This window comes from Candidatus Pantoea multigeneris, assembly GCF_011752615.1.
Lineage (GTDB): Bacteria > Pseudomonadota > Gammaproteobacteria > Enterobacterales > Enterobacteriaceae > Pantoea > Pantoea multigeneris.
Genome location: NZ_VWXF01000013.1, coordinates 89,714 through 114,587 on the forward strand (window position 1 = coordinate 89,714; position 24,874 = coordinate 114,587).

Annotated in this window: 24 protein-coding genes; 7 read left to right on the forward strand and 17 right to left on the reverse strand. The window is 54.1% G+C overall.

Annotation, left to right across the window (positions count from 1 at the left end; all coding sequences use genetic code 11):
- Positions 1–121 precede the first annotated feature (121 nt).
- Positions 122–1,864: a gamma-glutamyltransferase gene (gene ggt, locus F3J40_RS22045; protein WP_167018077.1), complete on the reverse strand. Its 1,743-nt coding sequence runs from the start codon at positions 1,862–1,864 to the stop codon at positions 122–124.
- A 182-nt stretch (positions 1,865–2,046) separates the two neighbouring features.
- On the opposite strand from ggt, the gene F3J40_RS22050 reads away from it, so the two are divergent.
- Positions 2,047–2,340 carry a DUF2756 domain-containing protein gene (locus tag F3J40_RS22050; RefSeq protein WP_167018079.1) on the forward strand — a complete coding sequence of 98 codons (294 nt, stop codon included), beginning with the start codon at positions 2,047–2,049 and terminating at the stop codon, positions 2,338–2,340.
- On the opposite strand, the gene ugpQ is transcribed toward F3J40_RS22050, so the two are convergent.
- The 10 genes from ugpQ to F3J40_RS22100 form a co-directional block, all read right to left on the reverse strand.
- Positions 2,337–3,074, reverse strand: a complete 738-nt coding sequence (gene ugpQ / locus F3J40_RS22055) for a glycerophosphodiester phosphodiesterase (protein ID WP_167018081.1) — start codon at positions 3,072–3,074, stop codon at positions 2,337–2,339. The genes F3J40_RS22050 and ugpQ overlap by 4 nt on opposite strands.
- A 2-nt stretch (positions 3,075–3,076) precedes the next feature.
- Complete coding sequence (locus F3J40_RS22060) at positions 3,077–4,150, reverse strand: sn-glycerol-3-phosphate import ATP-binding protein UgpC (RefSeq protein WP_167018083.1); 1,074 nt, start codon at positions 4,148–4,150, stop codon at positions 3,077–3,079.
- A complete protein-coding gene (gene ugpE / locus F3J40_RS22065) occupies positions 4,151–4,996 on the reverse strand; it encodes a sn-glycerol-3-phosphate ABC transporter permease UgpE (RefSeq protein ID WP_017349971.1) in 846 nt (281 codons plus the stop codon).
- Complete coding sequence (gene ugpA / locus F3J40_RS22070; RefSeq protein WP_167018085.1) at positions 4,993–5,883, reverse strand: sn-glycerol-3-phosphate ABC transporter permease UgpA; 891 nt, start codon at positions 5,881–5,883, stop codon at positions 4,993–4,995. Before ugpA ends, ugpE begins: the two co-directional genes overlap by 4 nt.
- A gap of 58 nt (positions 5,884–5,941) precedes the next feature.
- Positions 5,942–7,258, reverse strand: a complete 1,317-nt coding sequence (gene ugpB, locus F3J40_RS22075; RefSeq protein ID WP_167018087.1) for a sn-glycerol-3-phosphate ABC transporter substrate-binding protein UgpB — start codon at positions 7,256–7,258, stop codon at positions 5,942–5,944.
- Positions 7,259–8,105: 847 nt separating this feature from the next.
- Positions 8,106–8,819 (reverse strand): high-affinity branched-chain amino acid ABC transporter ATP-binding protein LivF, encoded by a 714-nt coding sequence (gene livF, locus F3J40_RS22080; RefSeq protein WP_167018089.1) that lies wholly within the window; start codon positions 8,817–8,819, stop codon positions 8,106–8,108.
- A 1-nt stretch (position 8,820) separates the two neighbouring features.
- The gene (gene livG, locus F3J40_RS22085; protein WP_167018091.1) at positions 8,821–9,588 is read right to left on the reverse strand and encodes a high-affinity branched-chain amino acid ABC transporter ATP-binding protein LivG; all 768 of its coding nucleotides are present in this window, start codon (positions 9,586–9,588) and stop codon (positions 8,821–8,823) included.
- Positions 9,585–10,856 (reverse strand): high-affinity branched-chain amino acid ABC transporter permease LivM, encoded by a 1,272-nt coding sequence (locus F3J40_RS22090; protein ID WP_167018093.1) that lies wholly within the window; start codon positions 10,854–10,856, stop codon positions 9,585–9,587. Before F3J40_RS22090 ends, livG begins: the two co-directional genes overlap by 4 nt.
- Positions 10,853–11,779: a high-affinity branched-chain amino acid ABC transporter permease LivH gene (gene livH, locus F3J40_RS22095; RefSeq protein WP_167018095.1), complete on the reverse strand. Its 927-nt coding sequence runs from the start codon at positions 11,777–11,779 to the stop codon at positions 10,853–10,855. The genes F3J40_RS22090 and livH overlap by 4 nt, the downstream gene beginning before the upstream one ends.
- Positions 11,780–12,075: 296 nt before the next feature.
- The gene (locus F3J40_RS22100; protein WP_167018097.1) at positions 12,076–13,203 is read right to left on the reverse strand and encodes a branched-chain amino acid ABC transporter substrate-binding protein; all 1,128 of its coding nucleotides are present in this window, start codon (positions 13,201–13,203) and stop codon (positions 12,076–12,078) included.
- A gap of 415 nt (positions 13,204–13,618) precedes the next feature.
- Here F3J40_RS22100 and panM point away from each other — a divergent pair, with 415 nt between their 5' ends.
- Complete coding sequence (gene panM, locus F3J40_RS22105; protein ID WP_167018108.1) at positions 13,619–14,014, forward strand: aspartate 1-decarboxylase autocleavage activator PanM; 396 nt, start codon at positions 13,619–13,621, stop codon at positions 14,012–14,014.
- A gap of 39 nt (positions 14,015–14,053) precedes the next feature.
- Here panM and rpoH read toward each other — a convergent pair whose 3' ends face one another.
- The 4 genes from rpoH to ftsY form a co-directional block, all read right to left on the reverse strand.
- Positions 14,054–14,911, reverse strand: coding sequence for an RNA polymerase sigma factor RpoH (gene rpoH, locus F3J40_RS22110; protein WP_017349663.1), 858 nt, complete (start codon positions 14,909–14,911; stop codon positions 14,054–14,056).
- A gap of 241 nt (positions 14,912–15,152) precedes the next feature.
- Positions 15,153–16,139: a permease-like cell division protein FtsX gene (gene ftsX, locus F3J40_RS22115; protein WP_167018110.1), complete on the reverse strand. Its 987-nt coding sequence runs from the start codon at positions 16,137–16,139 to the stop codon at positions 15,153–15,155.
- A complete protein-coding gene (gene ftsE / locus F3J40_RS22120; protein WP_017349661.1) occupies positions 16,132–16,797 on the reverse strand; it encodes a cell division ATP-binding protein FtsE in 666 nt (221 codons plus the stop codon). The genes ftsX and ftsE overlap by 8 nt, the downstream gene beginning before the upstream one ends.
- A gap of 5 nt (positions 16,798–16,802) precedes the next feature.
- Positions 16,803–18,461 carry a signal recognition particle-docking protein FtsY gene (gene ftsY, locus F3J40_RS22125; RefSeq protein ID WP_167018112.1) on the reverse strand — a complete coding sequence of 553 codons (1,659 nt, stop codon included), beginning with the start codon at positions 18,459–18,461 and terminating at the stop codon, positions 16,803–16,805.
- A 239-nt stretch (positions 18,462–18,700) separates the two neighbouring features.
- Here ftsY and rsmD point away from each other — a divergent pair, with 239 nt between their 5' ends.
- The gene (gene rsmD, locus F3J40_RS22130) at positions 18,701–19,303 is read left to right on the forward strand and encodes a 16S rRNA (guanine(966)-N(2))-methyltransferase (RefSeq protein WP_167018114.1); all 603 of its coding nucleotides are present in this window, start codon (positions 18,701–18,703) and stop codon (positions 19,301–19,303) included.
- Complete coding sequence (locus F3J40_RS22135) at positions 19,293–19,568, forward strand: DUF1145 family protein (RefSeq protein ID WP_017349683.1); 276 nt, start codon at positions 19,293–19,295, stop codon at positions 19,566–19,568. Before rsmD ends, F3J40_RS22135 begins: the two co-directional genes overlap by 11 nt.
- Positions 19,569–19,600: 32 nt before the next feature.
- On the opposite strand, the gene F3J40_RS22140 is transcribed toward F3J40_RS22135, so the two are convergent.
- Positions 19,601–22,144, reverse strand: a complete 2,544-nt coding sequence (locus F3J40_RS22140) for a membrane-targeted effector domain-containing toxin (protein ID WP_167018116.1) — start codon at positions 22,142–22,144, stop codon at positions 19,601–19,603.
- Between the two features lie 231 nt (positions 22,145–22,375).
- Between F3J40_RS22140 and F3J40_RS22145 the strand changes: the two genes are divergently transcribed.
- Complete coding sequence (locus tag F3J40_RS22145) at positions 22,376–23,005, forward strand: lysoplasmalogenase (RefSeq protein ID WP_167018118.1); 630 nt, start codon at positions 22,376–22,378, stop codon at positions 23,003–23,005.
- A 19-nt stretch (positions 23,006–23,024) separates the two neighbouring features.
- Here F3J40_RS22145 and tusA read toward each other — a convergent pair whose 3' ends face one another.
- Entirely contained in the window at positions 23,025–23,273 is a 249-nt protein-coding gene (gene tusA / locus F3J40_RS22150) for a sulfurtransferase TusA (protein ID WP_167018120.1), read from the reverse strand.
- Between the two features lie 193 nt (positions 23,274–23,466).
- Between tusA and F3J40_RS22155 the strand changes: the two genes are divergently transcribed.
- Both F3J40_RS22155 and F3J40_RS22160 read left to right on the forward strand, forming a co-directional pair.
- Positions 23,467–24,132, forward strand: coding sequence for a 7-cyano-7-deazaguanine/7-aminomethyl-7-deazaguanine transporter (locus F3J40_RS22155; RefSeq protein ID WP_167018122.1), 666 nt, complete (start codon positions 23,467–23,469; stop codon positions 24,130–24,132).
- Positions 24,133–24,250: 118 nt separating this feature from the next.
- Positions 24,251–24,805, forward strand: coding sequence for a DcrB family lipoprotein (locus F3J40_RS22160; protein WP_017349678.1), 555 nt, complete (start codon positions 24,251–24,253; stop codon positions 24,803–24,805).
- The last annotated feature ends 69 nt before the right edge of the window (positions 24,806–24,874 follow it).

Below are 24,874 nucleotides of genomic sequence, written 5' to 3' on the forward strand. Positions count from 1 at the left end.
AATTTCAATCAGGAATATTACCAATATGAAATCAAATACTTTGGGGAATGCCGTATCGCCTTGCCGTTCTGCTTACCACTTCTCAAAATGTCTCCTCGTTTTGCAACGAGGAGACATGTTTTTAATACCCCGCGCTCAAATCATCCACACTGCGTGGATCGGAGGCACCGTAACGAGTGCCATCCGGGCCAATCATAATGCTCTGCGTACTGCCCATCGCAGGGAGGACTTTCACATGCTGGCCTTTGTCCGTCAGCAGGCGCAACGTATCTGGGCTGAAGCCCTTTTCTACACGCAGTTGGTCTGGCAGCCACTGGTGATGGAAGCGCGGCGCATTGGTCGCTTCCGCCACGTTCATGCCAAAATCAATGGTGTTGAGCACCATTTGCAGCACGGTGGTGATAATACGGCTGCCGCCTGGGCTACCGGTGACCAGCCAGGTTTTGCCATCTTTCACCACGATGGTGGGCGACATCGATGAGAGCGGACGTTTCGCGGGCTGAATGGCATTGGCTTCCCCACCCACCAAACCATAAATATTCGGAGTACCTGGCTTGGCGGAGAAATCATCCATTTCGTTGTTCAGCAGAATCCCGCTGTTGCCTGCGACAATTCCGCTGCCGAAATAGGTGTTCAGCGTGTAAGTCACCGCAACAGCGTTTCCGTCCTTATCTACCACCGAGAAGTGCGTGGTCTGATTGCTTTCATAGGGTTCGAGCTTACCGGGCTTGATCTCACTCGATGGACGCGCTTTTGCCACATCAATCTGCTGAGCCAGGGTTTTGGCGTAGGCCTTGCTGGTCAGGGCTTTCACCGGTACATGCACGAAATCGGGATCGCCAAGATACTCCGAGCGATCCGCATAGGCATACTTCTCCGCTTCTGCAATCACCTGCATCGCATCGGCGCTGCCAAAGCCCCATTTTGCCAGGTCAAAGTTTTCGAGGATATTCAGGATCTCAATAATGTGTACCCCACCGGAAGACGGCGGCGGCATCGAATAGACCTGATAACCGCGATAACTGCCGCTGACCGGCTGGCGCTCCACGGCACGGTAAGCCGCCAGATCGGCCTTACCAATCAGGCCATTGTGCTCGGCCATCTCCTGGGCAATCTGGCTGGCTATCGCGCCTTTATAGAAGGCATCAGGCCCCTGTTGAGCAATCAACTGAAGGCTATGAGCCAGATTTTTCTGCACCAGGCGATCGCCTTTTTGGTACGGCAATCCATCGGCCTTGTAGAAAATCGCCTTGCTGTTGGGATAGTGGATCAGCGTCTCTTTGCCGTAGGTCTTGAGATCATCCGCCAGCGCATCGTTGACGATAATGCCGTCGCGCGCCAGGCGAATCGCGGGAGCCAACAGACGGCTCAACGGCAGGGTGCCATATTCATGTGCCGCTAAAGCAAAGCCTGCCACGGTACCCGGCGTGCCCGAGGCGAGATGCGAAGTCAGCGACAATTTGCTGTCAGCATTGCCCTGTTTATCGAGGAACATATTACGGCTGGCCCGGGCCGGTGCCATTTCACGGAAATCGATAGCGGTGGTGTGGCCGGAAGCGGTGCGTAGCAGCATAAAACCACCGCCGCCGAGATTACCCGCCTGTGGGTGCGTAACTGCCAGTGCGAAACCTACGGCAATCGCCGCATCTACCGCATTGCCGCCCTGACGCAAGATATCCACCCCAACCTGCGTCGCCATCGCATCGACAGAAGCCACCATGCCATGCTGAGCGGTTACCGGATGAAAAGTATCACTGTTGACGCCATAGGAGACCGGCGGTGGAGCGGCCTGAGCCCCTTGAATAACCGTAAAGCTCATCAATGCGCACCAGCCCAGCTGGCGTAATGTTGTCCTTATTCTCATCCCTTCCTCGCCCTTTTCAGTTGTTTACACTTTGTTAGATTTATTCAACTCTTTATAAATAAAGCAAAATGTTTGCCGCTTCGCCAGATTTAGGCGCACTCCTGGAGAGGCGAAGATTGTGAGGGTCTAAACTGGTATCAGTAGTCGCCCCTGGATGCGGCTGCGATTGAGGAGAAAATCTGATGAAAAGATGGCTGATTATTTTGGCCGCGCTGCTGCCACTCAGCGGCATGGCAAGTATGCTGAACCCTTCGGATAACACCAATAATCTGAATAATCCAAATCGCCCTGGCTATACCAACCCCAGCCAGCAGCGGATGCAAAATGAGATGCAGGTACAGCAGCAGCAACAGAAATTGCGACTGCAACAGCAACAACAGCAGGAGCAACAGCAGTTGCAGCGCAAAATGCAGGAACACCGTGATAGCGCCCGGCAGCGCATCATTGATTCACAGCCGGGGCATAAGCAGAATTAACGGAAGTCGGGGCCGATGATGTCGATGCGATCGGTGCAGATAGCATCTACGCCCCATGCCAGTAGCTCACTGGCACGTTCCGGGCTGTTGACGGTGTACACCAAAATCTTCAGCCCGGCCTGTTTGATAGCCGCGGTACGCTCAGCATCCAACAGGCGATGATTCAGGTGCAGCGAGACGCATTTCAGGGCGGAGGTCATCTCCTCCCAGTTGTCATGCCACTCGTCCAGCAGCAGACCCCGCGGTAAATCGGGCTCAGCCTGCATCGCGGCTTCCAGCGCCTCGTAAGAAAACGAGGAGAGCAGCGGATCGGTTTGCCCTTGCCACAACTGACGTGCCGCCTGCGCCACCTGCCGACCGGTTTCAGTTTCCACGCCGGTCGTCGGTTTAATTTCAATGTTGGCCATCATGCCATGCTGTTGGCAACGCGCCGCCACTGCGGCCAGCTCTGGCAGCGGTTCTCCGCTGAAAGTCGCACTGTACCAGCCGCCTGCATCCAACTGTTGCAGTTTATTCCACGGTAAATCACCGGCCACACCCCAGCCATCGCTGGTGCGGTCCAGCGTGTCGTCATGCAGCAGGAAGATATGATTATCCTGCGATAGCTTGGCATCAAACTCGATCATGGTATGGCCATATTCTGCGCCAACATCAATCGCCGCGAGCGTGTTCTCCGGGGCTAATTTGCCGCCACCGCGATGGGCGACAATGTGCGGGTAAGGCCAGTTTTGCATAGTTAATCCAGACGCTTTCCGTGAGTTGAGTCGAAGTAGTGTAACGCATCCTGCGGCAGATGCAGCCACAGCACGCTTCCAGCCGCAGGCCGCTCAGTATGTGGCAGGCGTACCACCAGACGGCTGCCGCCAATGCGACCGTGGGCGAGGTTATCTGCCCCGAGGATCTCCAGCGTTTCGACTTCCATCGGAATTCCCCCCGCTTCGCGGCTGCTGACCTGAATATGCTCGGGGCGGATGCCCAGCGTCACTTCATGTCCAGCCCAGCGGGTTTTCCCTTCGCCCAGCGGCAGCGCGTGCTGTGCATCGAGTTGAAAATGGCTGCCCGTCTGGCTGATTTGCCCTTTGAGCAGGTTCATCGCCGGGGAACCAATAAATGAAGCAACAAACAGGCTGGCCGGTTTTTCGTAAACTTCGACGGGCGTACCGACCTGCTCGACGATCCCTTTGTTCATGACCATCACCCGCTGTGCCAGCGTCATCGCTTCCACCTGGTCGTGGGTGACGTAGAGGCTGGTGGTTTTCAGGCGACGATGTAGCTGTTGCAGCTCGAGCCGCATCTGCACACGCAAACGGGCATCCAGGTTCGATAGCGGTTCATCAAACAGGAATACCGCAGGCTCACGCACAATGGCGCGTCCCATCGCCACACGCTGACGTTGTCCGCCAGAGAGTTCGCGCGGGCGACGGCTGAGCAGTGGTTCCAGCTCCAGGCTGCGTGCCGCCTCGACCACCCGTTCGCGTACCTGCGCTTTGCTCATGCCGCGAATTTTCAGGCCGTAGCCCATGTTCTCTTCCACCGTCATGTGCGGATAGAGCGCGTAGTTCTGGAACACCATCGCAATACCGCGATCTTTCGGTTCCATCTCCGTCACACGCTGGCTGTCGATATAGATATCGCCTGAGGTGACGCGTTCCAGCCCGGCGACCATGCGCAGCAGCGTGGATTTACCGCAGCCGGAAGGCCCGACCATCACCATGAATTCACCGTCGTTGATGGTGATATCCAGCGGTTGAATGATCTGGTTTTTACCATCATAGGATTTGGTTACTGTCTGAAGGGTTACCGCTGCCATTTATTTTTCACTCTCCACCAGGCCACGCACAAAGGCGCGCTGCATGACCATTACCACCACCACGGGCGGGATCAGGGTTAATAACATTGCTGCCATCACTTCGTTCCACTGGGTGGGCGATCCACTGGTGGAGATCATGCTTTTGATCCCCGCCACCGCCGTGCCCAGATGAGGATCGCTGACGATCAGCAGCGGCCAGAGATACTGGTTCCAGCCGTAGATAAACGTAATGACGAAGAGCGCCGCGAGGTTAGTCTTCGATAACGGCAGCACCACATCACGGAAGAAGCGCATGGGGCCCGCGCCATCAATGCGTGCCGCTTCAATTAATTCATCCGGCAGTGACATAAAGAACTGGCGGAACAGGAAGGTCGCGGTAGCCGAAGCCATCATCGGCAGCGTCAGGCCGCTGTAGCTGTCGAGCAGGTTGAGATCGGCGATCACCTGGACGGTCGGGAAGATACGCACCTCAACCGGCAGCATTAGCGTGACGAAGATCAGCCAGAAAAATAGCGTGCGCAGTGGAAAACGGAACCATACCAGCGCAAAGGCGGAGAGCATCGAAACGGTGATTTTGCCCACGGTAATCCCCAGCGCCATCAGCACGCTGTTTAACAACATGATGCTAAATGGAGGACCACTGCCGTTTACGCCCTGTGTCCAGATGCGTGAGATGTTTTCCCACAGATGCGTTCCAGGGATCAGCGTCATTGGCACCCGATATACCGCGTCGTTATCCAGAGTTGCCGCGACAAACGCCACATACAGCGGGAACAGGATCGCCAGTAAAGCGAGAATGAGCAGAGTGTGGCTGAAGATATCCAGCCCACGGCGATTTTCAATCATTGGTAACGCACCTTACGCTCGACAAAGCGGAACTGGAATACCGTCAGGCCAATCACTAATAGCATCAGTACCACTGACTGCGCCGCTGAAGAGGAGAGGTCGAGGCCGGTGAATCCTTCACGGTAAATCTTGTAGATTAACGTGGTTGTCGCCTGTACCGGGCCACCGCCCGTGGCCGCATCGATCACCGGGAAGGTGTCAAAGAAGGCGTAGATCAGGTTGACCACCAGCAGGAAGAAGCTCACTGGCGTGATTAACGGCAATGAGAGCTGGAAGAAGCGCCGCACCGGTCCGGCACCATCAATGGCTGCCGCTTCCACCAGTGATTTCGGGATCGACTGTAGTGCCGCGAAGAAAAACAGGAAGTTGTAGCTCATCTGTTGCCAGATGGACGCCAGTACCACCAGGAACATCGCCTGCCCGCTGTTCTGGGCGAAGTTCCAGTTGTAGTGCAGTTGGTTATTAAGGATGTAGCTGATGAGCCCGAGGCCAGGGCTGAACAGGAACATCCACATTACTGCTGCCACTACCGGCGCAACGGCGTACGGCAGCAGGAACAGGGTTTGGTAGAGCTTTTTCAGTCTGACGACGTAGTCGACCAGCGCGGCCAGCAGTAATGAGAAGCCCATGCCGCAAATCGTGACCAGCGCACTGAATTTAATGGTGACCCAGAAGGTGTCGAGATAGAGGCCATCACTGAATAGCCGTTTAAAGTTTGCCAGACCGACAAAGGTGCTGGAGATGCCAAACGGATCGATGTTCTGTAGCGAGTACCACAGTGCTTCTCCGGCAGGCCAGAGGAAGAAGATCGCAGTAATAATCAGTTGCGGCAGTACCAGCAAGTAGGGCAGCGGGCTGGTGCGAAACACCGGGCGAGAGGAGGACATAGGCGAGTTCCGTAAACCTGAAAATGCAGGGCCAGCAGTGGCTGGCCCTGAAGGCGGATTATTTCACCTGCTGTTCGAAACGACGCAGCAGTTCATTCCCGCGTTTTACCGCGTTATCCAGTGCAGTCTGCGGTGACTGTTTCCCGGTCCAGACGCCTTCCAGTTCCTCATCCACAATGGTACGGATCTGCGGCATGTTGCCGAGACGCATACCTTTGGTGAATGGCAGAGGGTCTTTGTTTAGCATCTGACGCGTGGCAATGTCAGCGCCCGGGTTTTTGTCGTAGAAGCCCTGCTGTTTCGTCAGTTCATAAGCGGCGGTAGTAATCGGCAGGTAGCCGGTTTTCTGGTGCCATTCTGCTGCGATATCCGGCTGGGCAAGGAATTGCATGAATTCAGCAACGCCTTTGTAGGTATTGGCATCTTTACCTTTCATGACCCACAGGCTGGCTCCACCGATGATGGCGTTCTGTGGTGCATTTGGTACGGTGTCGTCGTACGGCATCATGCCTACACCAAAGTTGAATTTGGCGTAGTGTTTAATGTCGGCCAGTGAACCGGATGAAGCCATTGTGATGCCGCAGTCGCCGTTGTAGAACTTGGCGGTTGGCTCATCTTTACGGCCGTAGTAGGTGAAATCACCTTTTTTGTTCATGTCTTCCAGCAACTGGATGTGACGCACCTGGATCGGTTTGTTGAACTCCAGTACGGCGTCAGTTCCATCGAAGCCGTTGTTTTTCGTTGCCACTGGCAGGCCATGCCAGGCGCTGAAGTTTTCGATCTGGATCCAGCCTTGCCAGCCGCTGGCGTAACCACAGGTCATGCCCGCTTTGCGCAGCGCATCGGCATCTTTCGCCAGTTCCTGCCAGGTTTTAGGCGGTTGATCCGGATTCAGACCCGCTTTTTTGAACGCGTCTTTGTTGTAGTAGAGCACCGGCGTGGAGCTGTTGAACGGCTGAGAGATCAGCTGGCCCTTGCTGTCGCTATAGTAGCCTGCGACTGCTGGCACAAACTGTTTGGCATCCATTGGCACGCCCGCGTCTTTAAACACGTCATGTACCGGGACGATGGCTTTGGACGCCATCATGGTAGCGGTGCCCACTTCGTAAACCTGTAAAATGGCCGGTGCTTTGCCGGTACGAACTGCCGCAATACCTGCCGCCAGGCTCTGTTCGTAGTTGCCTTTGTAGACAGGTACGATTTTATAGTCTGGGTGCGTCTGGTTAAAACGCTGCGCCAGAGAATCAACTTCTTTGCCTAACTCGCCTTCCATTGAGTGCCAGAAAGGAATTTCAGTGGCAGCCAGCGCATTGCCGCTTACCGCCATTCCCAGTAGGACACTCATCAAGCCACGACGAAAAGTAAACACGGACATATTGTTTTCCTGTGCAGGTAGGTACGCGCGAATTCACGCATTTTTTGTTCGCGAAGTAACATGACACGCAAATATGATAGAAAAATAACTGAAATATGACCGAGATATGACACACAGAAAATCACCGCCCAGCTTAAGAAAAGCTTATGTTTCATCACGTTTCAGCACATTTCTCTGTGCAGGGAGGACGGGTTGGGTTTGTGCGTTTTAGTGGGGGGTGTTCGTTCGTTTCAGTTGGGATAGTGCGGATTGGGTTCGTGCGTTCTAGTCGCAGATGGTGCGGTCGGTATTCGTGCGCTCCAGTTGGGATAGCACGGGTTGGATTCGTGCGTTCTAGTTGGGATAGTGCGGATTGGGTTCGTGCGTTCCAGTCGCAGATGGTGCGGGCGGTATTCGTGCGTTCCAGTCGCAGATGCTGGGGAGTGCCGTAAAGACGCCGTGAATCCTTCCCTGGAGGCTCTGCCGCCGCATCCATGCGGCGGAAGCTTTACTCTACTCCCCACCATCCCCGCCTTCATGTAGGTGATGTGCAGACCTTCGTCCGTGCCTGAATATGAGTGATGTGCGGGCCTTCGTCCATGCGATTTTTGGCCACGCAACTCACATTGATTGCCGACCGAGCTCCCTCTGGGGGAATATCGCGATGAAGGAACGTCTGCTGCGGCCTTTACCCTCACCCTAACCCTCTCCCTGGAAGGGAGAGGGTATGTACGGTATCGCTATTATAGACATCACTGAACAGGCTCCCTCTCCCAGAAAGGGAGAGGGAATGTACGGCATCGCTATTATAGACATCACTGAACGGGCTCCCTCTCCCTGGAAGGGAGAGGGCTGGGGTGAGGGGAAATTACGCGCCGAGGTAGGCGCTACGCACCGCTTCGTTGGCTAACAGCGCATCACCGCTGTCTTCCAATACGACACGACCGTTTTCCAGCACATAGCCACGATCGGCCAGCTTCAGTGCCTGATTCGCATTCTGCTCCACGAGGAAAATGGTCATACCTTCACGACGTAGCTGTTCAATAGTGTCGAAAATCTGCTGAATAATAATCGGAGCCAGGCCCAACGACGGCTCGTCCAACAGCAGCAAACGCGGCTGACTCATCAGCGCACGGCCAATCGCCAGCATCTGCTGCTCACCACCTGACATGGTGCCCGCACGCTGTACTTTGCGCTCCGCCAGGCGTGGGAACAGGGTGTAGACCCGTTCAATACGATCCAGATATTGCTGTCGCGTGGCAAAGAAACCGCCCATCGCCAGATTCTCTTCCACCGTCATGCGCGAAAACACGCGTCGGCCTTCCGGCACAATCGCAATCGCTTCACGCATAATGCGTGCGGTTTGCCAGTCGGTAATCGCTTTGCCGTCGAAAGTGATGCTACCGGAGCTGGCACGCGGCTCACCGCACAGCGTTCCGAGTAGCGTCGTTTTCCCCGCGCCGTTCGCACCAATCAGCGTGACAATCTCACCCTGCGCAATATGCAAACTCACACTGTGTAGCGCCTGAATCGGGCCATAGTGAGCGCTTACGTTATCAAGCGTTAATATTGGATTCGCCATCTTATGCCTCACCTAAATACGCGCGGATAACATCCGGGTTGTTACGCACTTCTTCCGGCGTACCGTTGGCCAGCGGCGTTCCCTGATTAACCACATAAATGCGATCTGAAATGCCCATTACCAGCTTCATATCATGTTCAATAAGCAGCACCGAAACGTTGTGCTCACCGCGCAGTTCAGCAATCAGCTCATCCAGTTCGTGCGTCTCTTTCGGGTTCAACCCGGCGGCGGGTTCATCCAGCATTAAAATCTCGGGACGCGTCACCATACAACGAGCGATCTCCAGACGACGCTGCTGACCATAAGCCAAATTACCGGCCTGACGGTTGGCCAGTTCCAGTAATCCAACGCGTTCGAGCCAGGTTGCTGCGCGATCCAACGCTTCACTCTCACTACGACGGAACGCCGGGGTTTTGATCAATCCCGAAAACACGCCGCTTTTCAGATGCTGATGCTGCGCCACCAGCAGGTTTTCAATCACCGTCATTTCACGGAACAGGCGCACATGCTGGAATGTACGCACAATCCCCATTCGCGCAATCTTCTGCCCTGGCAACCCTTGCAAAGCCTTATCGCGCAGTTTAATCGTGCCGCCCGTCGGCTTATAGAAACCGGTCAGGCAGTTAAATACCGTGGTTTTACCGGCACCATTGGGACCAATCAGCGAAACAATTTCTTTCTCGCGCAGCTCCAGTGCCACGTTGTTAACGGCTAACAGGCCGCCGAAGCGCATCATCAGGCCTTCAACGGCTAATAAAGGCTGACTCATGCCTGCTCTCCTTTACTGCTCTGCTTCAATTTCAGGTGCGGGCGGGTCATCGGTAACAGCCCTTGCGGACGCCAGATCATCATCAGCACCATTAAACCACCCAATACCAACATGCTGTATTCGTTGAGGTCACGCATCAATTCGCGCGAAACCACCAACAGCACGGCCGCGAGGATCACCGCCAGCTGTGAACCCATCCCTCCCAGCACCACAATCGCCAGCACAAAAGCGGATTCGACAAAGGTAAAGGACTCCGGGCTGACAAAGCCCTGACGAGCGGCAAACAGCGTACCGGCGAAACCGGCAAACGCGGCACTGATGGTAAACGCCGTCAGCTTGATTCGCGTTGGACTTAATCCCAGCGAACGGCAGGCAATTTCATCTTCACGCAGTGCTTCCCAGGCTCGGCCCAACGGCATACGTAACAGACGATTGATCACGAACAGCGTCAGCACCACCAGCAGCAATGCCACCAGATAGAGGAAGATAACCCGGTCATTTGGGTCATATTTCATGCCAAACACATCATGGAAGGTTGACCAGCCCCCTTCACTGACGCGGCGGCCAAATTCCAGACCGAAGAAGGTCGGTTTTGGGATCTGTGCAATGCCGTTCGGGCCACCGGTGATCGCGGTGTTGTTCAGCAGCAAAATACGCACGATCTCACCGAAGCCAAGGGTTACGATAGCCAGATAATCCCCACGCAGGCGCAGCACCGGGAAACCTAACAGCAAACCAAATATCCCGGCCACCAGGCCCGCCAGCGGCAGGCTCTGCCAGAAGCCAAAACCGTAATAGTGGTTCAACAGCGCAAAGGTATAAGCGCCAATGGCATAAAAACCGCTGTAGCCCAATACCAGCAGACCCGAAAGTCCTACAACGACGTTCAGACCCAGGCCGAGCATCACGTAAATCAGCGTTAAGGTCGCGATATCCACGCTGCCGCGCGAAACAAAGAACGGCCAGGCAACGGCAACCACGATCAGCAGCGCCATCAACCATTTCTGTTTTGGCGTTGAACCATCGAAACTCGGCAACACAAACCCTTTGCCGCTGCGCTTCAGCGAATTCTGGAACAGCGGACGCAGCAGTTGGAAAACAAATACCACCGCCGCACCGATGTAAATCCACTGCCAGCGCACTGCGCCAGCATTGACCACCACCAGCTTAGTGCCGTCAAGGTCGAGCCGCATGCCCATAAAGAAGCTGGCCAGTACCAGCAGCATCACCGTGGAAATCACGGCGTTAATCCACCCGAGGCGTTTCATACTTTCTCTACCTCCGGGCGGCCAAGGATACCGGTTGGCATCACCAGCAACACCACAATCAGCAGTGCGAAGGAGACCACATCTTTGTATTCCGTGCTGAGGTAAGCACTGGTCAGTGCCTCAGCGATCCCCAGTACCAGGCCACCAATCATCGCACCTGGAATACTGCCGATGCCGCCCAGGACCGCTGCGGTAAACGCCTTCATCCCAGCCATAAAGCCGATAAACGGGTTAATCGAGCCATAGAACTGGCCTAACAGCACCCCTGCTACCGCCGCCATCGCCGCGCCGATAATAAAGGTCAGTGAGATAACCCGGTCAGTGTTGATGCCAAGCAGGCTCGCCATTTTAAGATCTTCGGCGCAGGCGCGGCAGGCACGTCCCATGCGGGAGTAGCGGATGAACAACGTCAGCGCCAACATGGAGAGGAAGGTCACTACCCAAATGACTAGCTGCATTGTCGAAAGTGTTGCCGCGAAGCCGTTGCTTTCACCCAGCGTCCACTGGCCGGTAATCAGACTTGGTAACGCCAGATCGCGTGAACCTTGCGTCAGGCTGACGTAGTTTTGCAGGAAGATCGACATACCTATCGCGGAGATCAGGGCGATCAGGCGCTTGGAGGATCGTACTGGCCTGTAAGCCACACGCTCAATGCTCCAGCCATAGGCGCTGGAGATGATAATCGCCATGATGAAGGCAGCACCAATCAGCAACCAGCCCACATCGATGCCCATCATCATCAGGCCCGCGATAACAATAAAGGAGACATAACTGCCGATCATGTAGACCTCGCCATGGGCGAAGTTGATCATGCCGATAATGCCGTAAACCATGGTGTAACCAATGGCGATCAGCGCGTAGGTGCTCCCGAGGGTTACCCCGTTGAACATCTGCTGAATGAAATAGAGAATTTGTTCGGACATAGTGAAGACCTGCTCTGCAGCGAAAATGCGCGCTTCGGATAGGAAACGCGCCGGGATAGAGGGGAAACGGCTCAGCTATTGAACGCGCTTCCCCTCCCCCTGCCCCCTCCCGCAAGCGGGAGGGGGAAATAGAGTGAATCCTCTGGCCAGCACACGGCGAGGGAGAGGCTAATCCCACTTCGGCTATCCAGAAAGGAAGTATCAACTCCTCTTCAACTATCGAAGAAGGAAGTATTAACCCCACTTCTACGCCTGAAGAAGTTGATAGCTAACCCACGTCTTGTGCTGGTGAGGTATTACTTAACGGCAGTAGAAGAACCGTCTTTGTGCCATTTGAAAATACCGAACTCAAAGCCTTTCAGATCGCCTTTTTGATCCCAGCTCAGGTTACCCATTACCGTTGGAACCGGAGCGCCTTCTTTCAGGTTCTTCGCGATGGCATCAGGCTCTTCGCTCTTGCTACGCTCAATACCGGCAACCAGAGACTGGATAGCAGCATAGGTTGTCCAGACGAATGGACCTGTAGGATCTTTGCGGTTGGAAGCGCTGTTGGTTTTGATCGCGTCAACAATCGCTTTGTTGTCCGGCAACTGGTCATAACGCTTCGGCAGGGTGACATACAACCCTTCCGATGCATCACCGGCGATGTTAGAGAGTGAAGCATTGCCCACGCCCTCTGGCCCCATAAAGCCCGCATTCAAACCTGCGGCCTTCGCCTGGCGCAGAATCTGGCCCAGCTCCGGGTAGTAACCGCCGTAGTAAACGAAATCCACGTTCTCTTTCTTCAGGCGTGCAATCAGGGTAGAGAAATCTTTGTCGCCCGCGGTGATGCCTTCAAACAGCACCACGTTACCGCCTTTGGCTTTCAGGGTTTTCTGTACGGATTCCGCCAGACCCTGGCCGTACTGCTGCTTGTCATGCACCACGGCAATACGTTTTGGTTTGATCTCATTGAGGATGTAGTTAGCCGCGGTAGGACCCTGATCGGAATCCAGACCAGTGGTACGCAGTACATCTGCATAGCCGCGTGCGGTCAGCTCTGGTGCTGTTGCTGCTGGGGTGATCATCAAAATGCCTTCGTCGTTATAAATATCCGACGCTGGCTGAGTAGAGGAGGAGCAGAGGTGGCCGATGACATACTTGATACCATCGTTAACCACTTTGTTCGCTACCGCAACGGCCTGTTTCGGGTCACAGGCATCGTCATATTCCACGCCAACTAACTTGTCACCGTTAACACCGCCTTTGGCGTTGATGTCTTTGATCGCCTGCGCAGCACCAGTGAACTGCATATCGCCGTACTGGGCTACCGGACCGGTCGCTGCACCTACGATGGCGATTTTAATGTCTTTAGCCAGCGCGGCATGGCTCAGTGCCAGCGCAACGCATCCGGCCAGTAAGGCGCGTCCTTTACTCATTTTCATGCGAACTTCCCCATCAGTTGTGTCTGTGTATGTTGTGTTTGGCTTATTTTCTGCCAGTAAACGTCGGAAATTCATTGTGCAATAATGAGTTAGCGAGGTTTTCTGGCATCTTTTGGTGATAACACTTTATTTTTCAGGTTATTAAACAGGAAGTTTCTTCTGTAAATCAACTGACACAATCAGTATTGACGGGGGATGGCAGCATAATCGACTGGTTTTTCTGGGTGGTTTTTATGCACATTTCCAGCGTGTTATGCTGGATAATTGCACGAGATTACCCCGTTAATACCGCACCTAAAGTATATTGGTGAGCTTTTAACCTGTTTTTCACACACAAATGTAGCCGACCGAATCAGATACAAATTCGCTACACTATGCGCATTCAACACCCCCTTTTAACCACACAGGTGTCACTATGAAACTTACTATCCTGCGTCTGACGACGCTGACCCCGCAGGATCGTCTGGACCTTGGGAAAGTATGGCCTGGAAGAGATATTGCGCAACTTGAGCAGGAATTAAATGAGAACCATCGGCTGTACGCCGCGCGTTTTAATCAGCGTCTGTTGGGTGCATTACGCTTAGAGATTCAAGGAACGCAGGGAAGTATTACGGATATAGAGGTGCGCGAAGTAACGCGTCGACGGGGTGTTGGTCAATATTTAGTGGAAGAGACGCTGGCACAAAATGGGTCACTGGCGGACTGGTGGATTGCGGATGATGGCCTTGGGGACCAGAATATTCGCGCGGCCTTTATGCAGGCCTGCGGTTTTCGCGCGCAGCCAGATGGCTGGAGCAAATCGCAGGCATAAAAAAGGGCGACCGGGTCGCCCTTTCCTGCTCAGTTCTGATTACGCTTCGATCGCCATACGCAGTTTTTTCATGGCGTTCTTTTCCAGCTGCCTTACACGTTCAGCAGACACACCATACTGATCCGCCAGCTCTTGCAGCGTGGTTTTGTTCTCTTCATCTAACCAACGGGCACGGATAATGTGCTGGCTACGTTCATCGAGGCCCATCATCGCATCGCTGAGTTTATCTGCTGCGTGCGAATCCCAGTTATCTTCCTCGATACCGTCAGCAAAGTCTGAGGTTTTATCCTGCAGATAGAGCACCGGTGCCATGGTACGCGTTTCGCTACTTTCGTCGTCGCTGGACATATCAAACGTCATATCCTGCGCCGCCATTCGCGACTCCATTTCACGCACGTCTTTACTGCTCACACCCAGCTCGCGTGCCACCATCTCAACTTCATCCTGGTTGAACCAACCCAGACGTTGTTTGCTTTTACGCAGGTTAAAGAACAGCTTACGTTGAGCCTTAGTGGTTGCTACTTTCACAATACGCCAGTTGCGCAGAACGTATTCGTGAATTTCCGCTTTAATCCAGTGCACGGCAAACGAGACCAGACGCACACCCACTTCCGGGTTAAAGCGGCGCACCGCTTTCATCAGGCCAATGTTACCTTCCTGGATCAGGTCTGCCTGTGGCAGGCCATAGCCGGAATAGTTACGAGCAATATGAACAACAAAGCGCAGATGAGACAGGATCAGCGTCTTAGCTGCATCCAGATCGCCCTGGTAATGCAGCCGTTCAGCTAACGCTTTTTCCTCTTCAGCCGTCAATACCGGCCAAACGTTGGCAGCCCGAACATAAGATTCCAGGTTACCAAGAGGAGCAATTGCTAAAGTTTGCATTTCTTTGGTCATTCAAATCCTCACAAATCAGGTTTATCGCTGCACGTTCCCTTGCATCAGGGCTACATTATGACAACCCAGCCAGAAAATCGAAAGCAATCTGTGCTACACAGAGTTGGACGGCAAAGTTATCCACAAGTTCAATTGTAGCAGTGAATATTTTACACACAGATGACGAGAGGGTAAAGCGCGGGCCTCTGCTCCCTTATCACCGGCAGCAGAGGCATATTATAGCAGAAAACGTTACAGCGGATTACTGCGGCGTAAATCGGCGTAAATGTTGTACAGTTGCCAGCCATGCAGCCACCCAACCGATGATCGCTGCAATCAGGAGTAGCAGTAACGCTTCATCCCAGGAGAAGCCATCCAGCGAGAAGGTGGTCCCGAATACTGCGGCTACGTGCGCCACCACCGATTGCAGGCGCAACACCAGCACTTCTGACAGGATCAGCGACAGCACTGCGCCGCTAAAGCCGAGGAGCGCACCGCCATACAGGAATGGCCGCAGGATAAAGCCATCCGTTGCCCCAATCAGCTTTTGTACATTAATGGTATCGCGTCGGGCGAAAATGCTGAGCCGGACGCTGTTACCAATCACCAGGAACACCGCAACGATCATTAACAGGCCAATCATTGATGCTACCTGTCCGACTAACCCGGTGAGCGCAGCCAGTCGTGCAAACCAGCTATCATCCATACGGACTTCATCAACACCCTGCACCTTCGACACGCGATCGCGCAGGCTGTTTAACGTATTCTCGTTTTGGAAATTGAGCTTCGGCGTGATGATCGCGACCGCAGGCAGTGGATTTTGCTCCAGCATATCCATTGAACCGCCAAAGCCCGACCAGTTACGGAACTCATTCAGCGCTTCTTCACGCGTCAAATAGTTGACGTTATCCACACCGTCTAACTGCTTCAACTGATTCGCCACGTTTACGGCCGCGTCGTCATCCAGCGTTTTCGACAGATAAACCGTCAGCTGAGGAGCCGGATACCACTGCTCCGCTGCCTGACTGACGTTTTTCCACACCATGTAGCACACGCTCGGCAGCGTCAGAGAGATGGCAATGACCATCACAGTGAGCAGCGTTGCCAGCGGCTGACGCCACATATCAGACAACGTGCCACGCAGCGCATAACGCCACTGCTCTTGCCAGCCGCCTTTCAGCGCTTTGCTTTTCGCTGGCTGTTTGGTTTTCGGCGCAGCCGTGGGTTTTTTATTACGTTTATTAACCATTGTTGCCTCCGTGCAGGCGTCCCTGGTTCAGCGTCATCACGCGGTAGCGACGGCGTGCAATCAGCCCGTTGTCATGGGTTGCCATCAGGACCGTCACACCTACACGGTTAAACTCTTCGAACAGGCGCAGAATATCTTCTGACAGCGCCTCATCCAGGTTACCGGTAGGTTCATCCGCCAGCAGAACGGCTGGTTTATTCACCACGGCACGGGCAATACCTACGCGCTGTTGTTCACCACCAGAGAGTTGGATCGGGAAACTTTTTGCTTTGTCGAGCAGACCGACCTTATCCAGTGCGGCGGATACGCGACGACGGATGTCCTCGCCGCTGGCACCGGAAATGATCAGTGGGATCGCCACGTTGTCGTATACGGAACGATCCATCAGCAGGTGGTGATCCTGAAAGATCATGCCAATCTGCCGCCGCAGAAAAGGCACCTCACTGTTACGCAGTCGGGAAATATCATGACCGCCAAACCAGATACGGCCAGCGCTCGGCCGCTCAATGCCACAGATGAGTTTGAGCAGCGTACTTTTCCCGGCTCCAGAGTGGCCAGTCAGAAACGACATTTCTCCAGGTTGTAGATGAAAATCCACCCCCTGCAGTGCCTGACGCCCTCCCAGATAAGCCTTACTGACCTCTTCAAAGCGAATCATCCCAATTAGTCCTCGCGGGCAAACAGTGCCTCAATAAAGTCCTCAGCCTTGAACGGCCGTAAATCTTCGATACCTTCACCTACACCGATATAGCGGATAGGAATACCGAACTGGTCAGCGATGGAGAAGATCACGCCCCCTTTCGCCGTTCCATCCAGCTTAGTCAATGCAATACCGGTCAGGCCCACCGCTTCATTAAACAGTTTGGCCTGGCTGACGGCATTTTGCCCGGTGCTGGCATCAAGGGTTAACATCACTTCATGCGGCGCATCTTCGTCGAGCTTTTTCATCACACGGGTGATTTTTTTCAGCTCTTCCATCAGGTGCGATTTGTTCTGCAAGCGACCGGCGGTATCGGCGATCAGCACGTCTACGTTACGGGCTTTTGCTGCCTGAATCGCATCAAAGATAACCGAAGCGGAATCCGCGCCGGTGTGCTGTGCCACCACAGGAATGTTGTTACGCTGGCCCCAGACCTGCAGCTGCTCCACCGCTGCGGCACGGAAAGTATCGCCTGCGGCTAACATCACTGACTTGCCTTCCGCCTGATACTGGCGCGCCAGCTTGCCGATGGTGGTGGTTTTACCTACACCGTTCACGCCTACCATCAGAATCACAAACGGCATTTTGCCGCCGACATCCAGTGGCTCATCAACTTTTGCCAGAATGCCGGCCATTTCCGCTTTCAACAGGCCATACAACGCTTCCGCATCACGCAGCTGTTTGCGGTTTGCCTGCTGAGTCAGGTTAGTGATGATGCGACGCGTGGTTTCTACCCCAACGTCGGCAATTAACAGCTGTTCTTCCAGCTCTTCGAACAGGTCGTCATCGATTTTCTTGCCACGGAAGAGCCCCATAAAACCAGAACCAAGGTTCTGTCGGGTTTTCACCAGGCTGCGTTTCAGGCGAGAGAAGAAACCTTCTTTGGTCGGGCGCGCCTGCTCAGTAGGCACAATCGGTGCCAATGGCAGATCGCCAACGCTGTTTTCTTCCGCGTCATCCTGTGGTGCTTCTGCCAGCGCCAGCTCGGCCAGTTCATCCTCAGTGAGCGCCTCTTCGGCTTCCTCAGCGATCAACTCAGGCTCTGCAACTTCGCTTGCCGCTACCGCTTCAGGCTCTGCTGGCGTGTGGGCGACTTCCGGCTCAACCGGCTCTGCCACCGCAGGCTCTGCAACTTCGCTGACCGCTACTGCTTCTGGCTCTGCTGGCGTGTGGGCAACTTCCGGCTCAACCGGCTCTGCCACCACAGGCTCTGCAACTTCGCTGACCGCTACCGCTTCAGGCTCTGCTGGCGTGTGGGCAACTTCCGGCTCAACCGGCTCTGCCACCGCAGGCTCTGCGATTTCGCTTACCGCTACCGCTTCAGGCTCTGCTGGCGTGTGGGCGATTTCCGGCTCAACCGGTTCTGCAACCACAGGCTCCGCAACTGCTGGTTCAACGGGTTCAGCAACCGCTTCTGGCTGCGTTTGGACAACCTCGACCGGCTCTGACGCAGTGACTTCTGCCAGCGCGGCCTCGCGCTGCTCTTCAACAGGGTGATGCGTCTCAGCTTCCTGTGCTACTTCGGCTTGTTCTGGTGCCTGCTGCTCCGCAGCCGGTTGCTCTTTCTCTTCTTTGCCAAAGCCCAGCCAGGAAAAAAAGCCACGTTTTTTTTCTTTTGCCATTGTGTGACCACACTCCTCGATGGCTCAGTCCCGCCCGCCTAACGCGCGGGATAATAATTCAATGTTTAACAGTGTCAGGTCATGCTCTGAATGACGAAAAATCACGCAATTACGTCACTTGCACGAACTCACAAGTCTAACACTTTCCAGCCCACGTACCACAGCACCCTTTTTTAACGTTTCTTCTATGCACAACGCCCGTTAAACTACGCAACAATTTATGACGAGTTGTGAGCACCATGAATAAAAAACCTCGCGGTACTGCTGGCGGCGCCGGGCAGATCCGTATTATTGGCGGCCAGTGGCGAGGCCGAAAATTACCGGTTCCAGACAGCGCCGGCCTGCGCCCCACCACCGATCGCGTGCGTGAAACGCTGTTTAACTGGTTAGCCCCGGATATTCAGCAGGCACGCTGCCTTGACTGCTTTGCGGGCAGCGGTGCACTCGGACTGGAAGCGCTGTCTCGTTACGCCGGAGAGACAACGTTGCTGGAACTGGAGCGTCCTGTCGCGCAACAACTGACACAAAATCTGAATACCTTAGGCGCAAAACACGCGCGCGTTATTCAGACCAATACGTTGCAGTGGCTGGCACAGCCGGGTGAACCCTATGACGTGGTGTTTCTCGATCCGCCGTTCCGCAAGGGCCTGTTAGAAGAGACCATTAGCCTGCTGGAGAAGAATGGCTGGCTGTCGGCTAACGCCCTGATTTATGTCGAAAGTGAAGTTGAACAGGGAACCCTCCTTGTTCCTGTTACCTGGCAGCTGCACCGCGAAAAAATCGCCGGGCAGGTTGCTTATCGCCTCTATCATCGCCAACAGGAGACGCATGATGTTGCTTAATTTGGGACGCCTGCTGATGCTGTGCGTCTGGCTGTTTTTGTTATCGAACGTGGTGCATCCATTTCCGAAGCCGCTGACGTACTTTGTTAACGTCGCGCTGTTCTTCATGATTATCATGCATATGTTGCAGCTTGCGCTGTTGCGCTCGACACAACCGAAAGATGCACCACCGTTAAGCCGCATCACCCAGGCGAAAATTTTCGTGTTTGGCGTGTTTGAACTGCTCGCCTGGCAGAAAAAAACGTTCCCGCCACGCAAAAAGTGATCTCCCGGCCTTCCCTGCCAGGGAAGGCCTTGTTAATACAAGACTAAATCACTCTGGATGCCAGCCTCACCCTTATCTCGCGCAACACGAAATCCCCCCCCTGCCGGAACCTCATTCAGCCTGATACCCACCGCGCCTTCCAGCTCGGCCAGGCCCGCTATCCCTTGGTAGCGGTTAGTGTACTTATGGTCAACCAGCGCAACCCATTTCCCCACCACAGGTTCATGGCTATCAATCACGTGTGATGCAAACCAGAGAAAGTTTTTCTGTCGTAGCGCCGGTGCCGGATTATGAACCCCTTGCGTGTAATAACTTGCCGCGCAGTCGAGCGCGACCACGCGTATCCCACGCCGCCTCGCCTGTTTAATCAGGCGTTCAAAGCTATAATCCGTGTCCAGCGGACGATCAAGCTGTTGCAGAAAAGCTTTAAGCGGCCCAGACATCTGCCCTTTAAGGTGAAAATCATCCAGATAACGCTGGTGCATATCCGCTTGCAGTTGATCCAGGTAGAGCGTGGTAACACCGGACTTTTTTAACGCAGGTAAATGATCAAGCAGAAACCGTCTGCCGGTTGCCGTCAGCGGCTTTTCGCCTAACACCATACCGGGGGAAGCAGCATAAGTTTTCGCGATCATATCTTGTACGGTGGCCATCTCACTGGGATTGGGGATTGGGCGCGTCAGTGCCGTGGGGGAATACTCGAAATACGCCTGCGCCTGTGTAGTTAATGACGTCCTTAGCTGGTTGAATGTCACCAGCGCGGGAGCAGGACTGAAATGATCGTCATAAAGTGCATTTTCCAGCCTGAGCTTGCTGGCAAACTCGGCACGCAGTGATTTAGGTAACAGGAAAACGTCATATAAAGCGGCACTCTCACTTTTCTTCACCGCCCGATAGCGCCCTATGCCACTTCCACCGCCGCGTAATACGATATCCTGCACCACGCCCTCTTTACTCACGACGGCTGATTTCCCCAAATACTTCGCCTGGGTCGGTGGATGACCACCCAACGAGTAGACTTTAAAACTCCCGTCACTCTCGGGTGTGCTTTTAATGTACTCATCGCGGGCAATCTGCCGGTAGACTTCATCATCAACGGTGACAGAGAGCGATACCCTTTTTGTCGCGATAACGCTTTTAGCCACCATAGATGACGGGGACTTTTTCGCGCCTCCCGCTTTTATCAGCCCCATAAATAGCAGTGCCATTAAAGTATCAGCGGTGAGCTGTGACTCCGCAGTTGCACGCTGTGCCTGGGTATCTGCCGCTATCGACTGATGGAGCTGTATCCCTTCCTGAGCCGCGAACGCCACTGCCGCAATGCCACTCAGCGGGCCACCTATTGCGCCAGCGATAGGGCCAAAAATTCTGTTGGCCGTGGCTAAGTAACTGCGCCATAGCTCAGTTTCTACCTCAGCATCAGAAGTGATCAGGGTGTCCGCATCACTGATCCCACGCAGTCGTGTCTGCTCGGCTTGCCAGGCAAAAATATCGCCGGTGATCGGTTTATTCAGGGTGTTGATGGTACTGGTGGCCCATTCGCCTGCCGCCAGCTTCTTCAAGCCATTGCGGACACCGGTGTAAAAAGATCCGTCTTGCAGATGGTAAAGCGAGAAGTGTTTTTCCAGCGCCCGTCGGCTTTCACTCTGTTGCGCTTGCTCCAGCACCCACTGCTTCAACGCTTTTTCACTGCTAAATTCATGAAAGGGATTTTTTTCTCCCGGCAGATAGAGAATTTTGCAGGCCATCCCCGGCGAAGAGAAACGCAGGATCTGCGATGAGGGATAGCCATTAATATCCAGCGTTTTCACTTTCACTCTGGCCGCGGGAGGTTGCTGATGTTCAAGTTGTGCAACGGTGACTGCACTCTTCGCGGTAATCGTGGGCGCTGCAGCCGACATCACCAGCTCAAACCCTTGTTGCGACAAACCACCCACCGCACTGGCATCACTCCATGCCTGACGCGCCTGGGCAATAAATTCCCCTCGGGCCGCCATACACCAACTGTTGCGGTGAGCCGTCCAAAAAGCAGATTGCTCCCAGGTCACTTGCCTCTGAAAATTCAGCTGCCAGATATCTTCCCGTAATTGTGAAGCCAGATAGCGCACCTCATTTTCAGTCCCGAAGTGTACTGCACTGCTGTTGCTGCTGTAGATCCCCGCTTGCGCATCCACATCATCAGCAAGTGCAAGCTGCCAGGAGGCGTTGAAGTTTTTAAGCACCGCATCAGTCAACGTCAGGGAATTCACTGGCTGATGCTGATACTCCCAGCCGGTAAACGTTTGGTGAGAGCTGCTACGCCGATCAAAAAAATGTAGCCAGGTATTATCAGGATCAAGTTGCAGGCCACTGCGTTGGTAGATTTTCGCTTTAATGAGCTTACTGGCCAGCCCGTTGATATCTTCCAGTTTACGCAATGCTGCATGGGTCAGCGTGAGGAAGCGAGTACGCTCTTCATTCGCCTTACGAGGCCAGCCGCTCAGCGGCGTGATTTGCGGTCTGACGGTTGTAGTTATCGCCAGCGCTGGCAAGGTGCTCAAGAATACGGGAGTGCTGTAGGGAACAATTTTACTCATATTACATCCTGTCACTGCATAAAGGTGACAGTAGGTCTTGTGCTTGTTTACAGAGTTCGGGACGGGAATCGCGCAGGGAGATCGGGTTTGATTTATATCAATACTCGGTTAAAAATCCCCTTCTGGCAGGGCGTTTTGTATTCAGAGTTAACCCTTTGTCACATCAAGCCAGGTTAACTTACACTGAACACGATACATTGGGATATTTCATCACCTGAAAAGGAAGTAGAGATGCTTTGGTCGTTCCTGGCAGTACTTTTTTCCGGTTGGCTGTATGTCGATGCCTGCTATCGAGGTCCTCAGTGGCAGCGCTGGCTGTTCAAACCTGTCACCTTGCTGCTGTTGGTCGCCTGGGCCTGGCAGGCACCCACGCTGAATACCACCGATTATCTGATTTTAGCCGGTCTGGTTGCGACGCTCGTGGGGGATGCACTGACATTATTGCCGCGTCAGCAAATGCTGTATGCATTGGGGGCGTTTTTCCTTTCCAGCCTGCTGTATACCATCAGCTTTGCCACCAACATGACGCTGAGCTTTTTCTGGCCGATCCCGCTGGCATTACTGATCATTGGCGCAATCACCATCGCGATTATCTGGAGCAGGCTGGAAGAGCTGCGCTGGCCAGTCTGTACCTTAATCGGAATGACACTGGTGATGTGCTGGATTGCCACCGAGCAGTACTTCTTCCGCCCAAATGATTACAGCTTCTCTATCATGTTGGGTGCCGCACTGTTGCTGCTGGCGAATATCGTCGGCTTTATCACGCACTATCGCCGTCGCTTCCGCGCTGACAGCGCCATCATCGCGGCCTGTTATTTTGCCGGGCACTTCATGATTGTGCGCGCACTCTGGCTTTATTAAGGAGTAAAGCGTCCAGGCATCACGCCTGGCCTTTACGAATCAGGAACTGGTACGGCAAAGTGTCTGTCTGCTGCGCCACCAGTTCGTGATCCATAAAACGGCAGAAGCCTGGAATATCACGTACGGTCGCCGGGTCATCAGCAACAATCAGTAAGGTTTCTCCCGCCTGCAAGCCGCGTACGGCTTTGCGCACCATCATGACCGGCTCCGGGCAGCGTAGCCCGAGCGCGTCCAGCGTATGTTCAGCGGACGTAAATGCGTTGTTCATGGTTCACTCACTTCTTCAATCGGGCGGTTATTCTACCCCGTCCCACCGCAGGCGCAAGACGACAACGTTTGCGTTAAAATTAATCATTGCTTTAGCCGCACAAAACGCTACTATGCGGCCGTTTTGTCTGTTTAACCGCCACAGTGATACTGCGGCAATGGGTTCCCTCACCCCACCACTAAAAAGGCTAATTATGCTGCAATTCTCCGCTCTCCAGCGGCGCCATGCTCTTGTCTGGCTTTCGCTGTTTCATCTACTGGTGATCACTTCCAGTAACTATCTGGTCCAACTGCCGGTCTCTGTTTTCGGCTATACCACCACCTGGGGCGCGTTCAGTTTCCCGTTTATTTTCCTTGCGACCGATCTGACAGTGCGAATTTTCGGTGCCCCGCTGGCCCGTCGTATTATTTTGGCGGTGATGATCCCAGCGCTGGTGATCTCCTATGGCGTTTCCAGTCTGTTCTACCAGGGGGAATGGCAGGGATGGCACGCACTGGATAATGTGAATCTGTTTGTCGCGCGTATCGCCAGCGCCAGTTTCATGGCTTATGCATTAGGCCAGATTCTTGACGTACACGTGTTTAACCGCCTGCGTCGTCTCTCGCAGTGGTGGATTGCACCTGCGGCGGCGATGTTCCTCGGCAACATCAGTGATACGCTGGCGTTCTTCTTTATCGCTTTCTATAAAAGCACCGATGCTTTTATGGCACAGCACTGGGTTGAGATCGCACTGGTGGATTACTGCTTTAAAGTGCTTATCTGTATGATTTTCTTCTTGCCTGCCTACGGTGTGTTACTCAACGCGGCGCTGAAACGGCTGGCGGAAGGCACCCGTCCCCAGCAGTTGAATTTAGGCTAACCGGTAATAGCCGAACCGAAACAGGCAAGCTAAGATCTGCTGACAATCGTCAGGTTGCTTTTACTGCCTGATTCGGATTGGATATCAGCCTGAATGGCCTAAATAACAAGGGAATCGGATGCGCAACCTTATCAAATATGCGGGAATTGGCTTACTGGTTGTAGGTCTTGCGGCCTGCGATCAGAAAAAAGATGACGCAACAGCTGGCAGCGGCACTAACGTGAGCCAGTCAACGCAGAACGTCTCACTGCTGGATGGCAAACTGAGTTTCGCTCTGCCTGCGGGCATGTCGGATAAAAGCGGCAAGCTGGGGACTGCATCTTCCAATATGCATGTGTATGCCGATGCAACCGGGCAACGGGCAATTATCGTGATTGCCGGTGAGCCGACCGACGAGTCGCTGGATACGCTGGCACAGCGCATGGAACAGCAGCAGCGTAGCCGCGATCCGCAGTTGCAGGTGGTTTCAGACCGTGCAGTTACCTTGCAGGATCAGCAAGCTCAGCAATTGGATAGCATCATTTCAGCCAACAACCAGACGTCATGGTCAACGGTGCTGCTGGCGAAAGTCGACGGTAAATTACTGACGATGCAGATTACGCTGCCAGGGGATAATCAGCAGCAAGCGCAAAGCGATGCTGATGGGATTGTGAAGAGCATTACCCTCAAATAATTCCCTCACCCTAACCCTCTCCCGCCCGCGGGAGAGGGAGCCAGTCAGTGCAAACCTCAAGTTGACCAA

Excerpts from the sequence above, each read along its gene's own strand:
- ugpB (WP_167018087.1), bottom strand. The coding sequence starts at position 7,258 with ATGTCCGTGTTTACTTTTCGTCGTGGCTTGATGAGTGTCCTACTGGGA.
- ugpE (WP_017349971.1), bottom strand. The coding sequence starts at position 4,996 with ATGATTGAAAATCGCCGTGGGCTGGATATCTTCAGCCACACTCTGCTC.
- livG (WP_167018091.1), bottom strand. The coding sequence starts at position 9,588 with ATGAGTCAGCCTTTATTAGCCGTTGAAGGCCTGATGATGCGCTTCGGC.
- ugpA (WP_167018085.1), bottom strand. The coding sequence starts at position 5,883 with ATGTCCTCCTCTCGCCCGGTGTTTCGCACCAGCCCGCTGCCCTACTTG.
- rpoH (WP_017349663.1), bottom strand. The coding sequence starts at position 14,911 with ATGACCAAAGAAATGCAAACTTTAGCAATTGCTCCTCTTGGTAACCTG.
- F3J40_RS22135 (WP_017349683.1), top strand. The coding sequence starts at position 19,293 with ATGTTGCTTAATTTGGGACGCCTGCTGATGCTGTGCGTCTGGCTGTTT.
- panM (WP_167018108.1), top strand. The coding sequence starts at position 13,619 with ATGAAACTTACTATCCTGCGTCTGACGACGCTGACCCCGCAGGATCGT.
- F3J40_RS22100 (WP_167018097.1), bottom strand. The coding sequence starts at position 13,203 with ATGAAAATGAGTAAAGGACGCGCCTTACTGGCCGGATGCGTTGCGCTG.
- ftsX (WP_167018110.1), bottom strand. The coding sequence starts at position 16,139 with ATGGTTAATAAACGTAATAAAAAACCCACGGCTGCGCCGAAAACCAAA.
- F3J40_RS22090 (WP_167018093.1), bottom strand. The coding sequence starts at position 10,856 with ATGAAACGCCTCGGGTGGATTAACGCCGTGATTTCCACGGTGATGCTG.
- ftsY (WP_167018112.1), bottom strand. The coding sequence starts at position 18,461 with ATGGCAAAAGAAAAAAAACGTGGCTTTTTTTCCTGGCTGGGCTTTGGC.
- tusA (WP_167018120.1), bottom strand. The coding sequence starts at position 23,273 with ATGAACAACGCATTTACGTCCGCTGAACATACGCTGGACGCGCTCGGG.
- livH (WP_167018095.1), bottom strand. The coding sequence starts at position 11,779 with ATGTCCGAACAAATTCTCTATTTCATTCAGCAGATGTTCAACGGGGTA.
- F3J40_RS22155 (WP_167018122.1), top strand. The coding sequence starts at position 23,467 with ATGCTGCAATTCTCCGCTCTCCAGCGGCGCCATGCTCTTGTCTGGCTT.
- livF (WP_167018089.1), bottom strand. The coding sequence starts at position 8,819 with ATGGCGAATCCAATATTAACGCTTGATAACGTAAGCGCTCACTATGGC.
- F3J40_RS22145 (WP_167018118.1), top strand. The coding sequence starts at position 22,376 with ATGCTTTGGTCGTTCCTGGCAGTACTTTTTTCCGGTTGGCTGTATGTC.
- F3J40_RS22140 (WP_167018116.1), bottom strand. The coding sequence starts at position 22,144 with ATGAGTAAAATTGTTCCCTACAGCACTCCCGTATTCTTGAGCACCTTG.
- ugpQ (WP_167018081.1), bottom strand. The coding sequence starts at position 3,074 with ATGCAAAACTGGCCTTACCCGCACATTGTCGCCCATCGCGGTGGCGGC.
- ftsE (WP_017349661.1), bottom strand. The coding sequence starts at position 16,797 with ATGATTCGCTTTGAAGAGGTCAGTAAGGCTTATCTGGGAGGGCGTCAG.
- F3J40_RS22050 (WP_167018079.1), top strand. The coding sequence starts at position 2,047 with ATGAAAAGATGGCTGATTATTTTGGCCGCGCTGCTGCCACTCAGCGGC.
- ggt (WP_167018077.1), bottom strand. The coding sequence starts at position 1,864 with ATGAGAATAAGGACAACATTACGCCAGCTGGGCTGGTGCGCATTGATG.
- F3J40_RS22060 (WP_167018083.1), bottom strand. The coding sequence starts at position 4,150 with ATGGCAGCGGTAACCCTTCAGACAGTAACCAAATCCTATGATGGTAAA.
- F3J40_RS22160 (WP_017349678.1), top strand. The coding sequence starts at position 24,251 with ATGCGCAACCTTATCAAATATGCGGGAATTGGCTTACTGGTTGTAGGT.
- rsmD (WP_167018114.1), top strand. The coding sequence starts at position 18,701 with ATGAATAAAAAACCTCGCGGTACTGCTGGCGGCGCCGGGCAGATCCGT.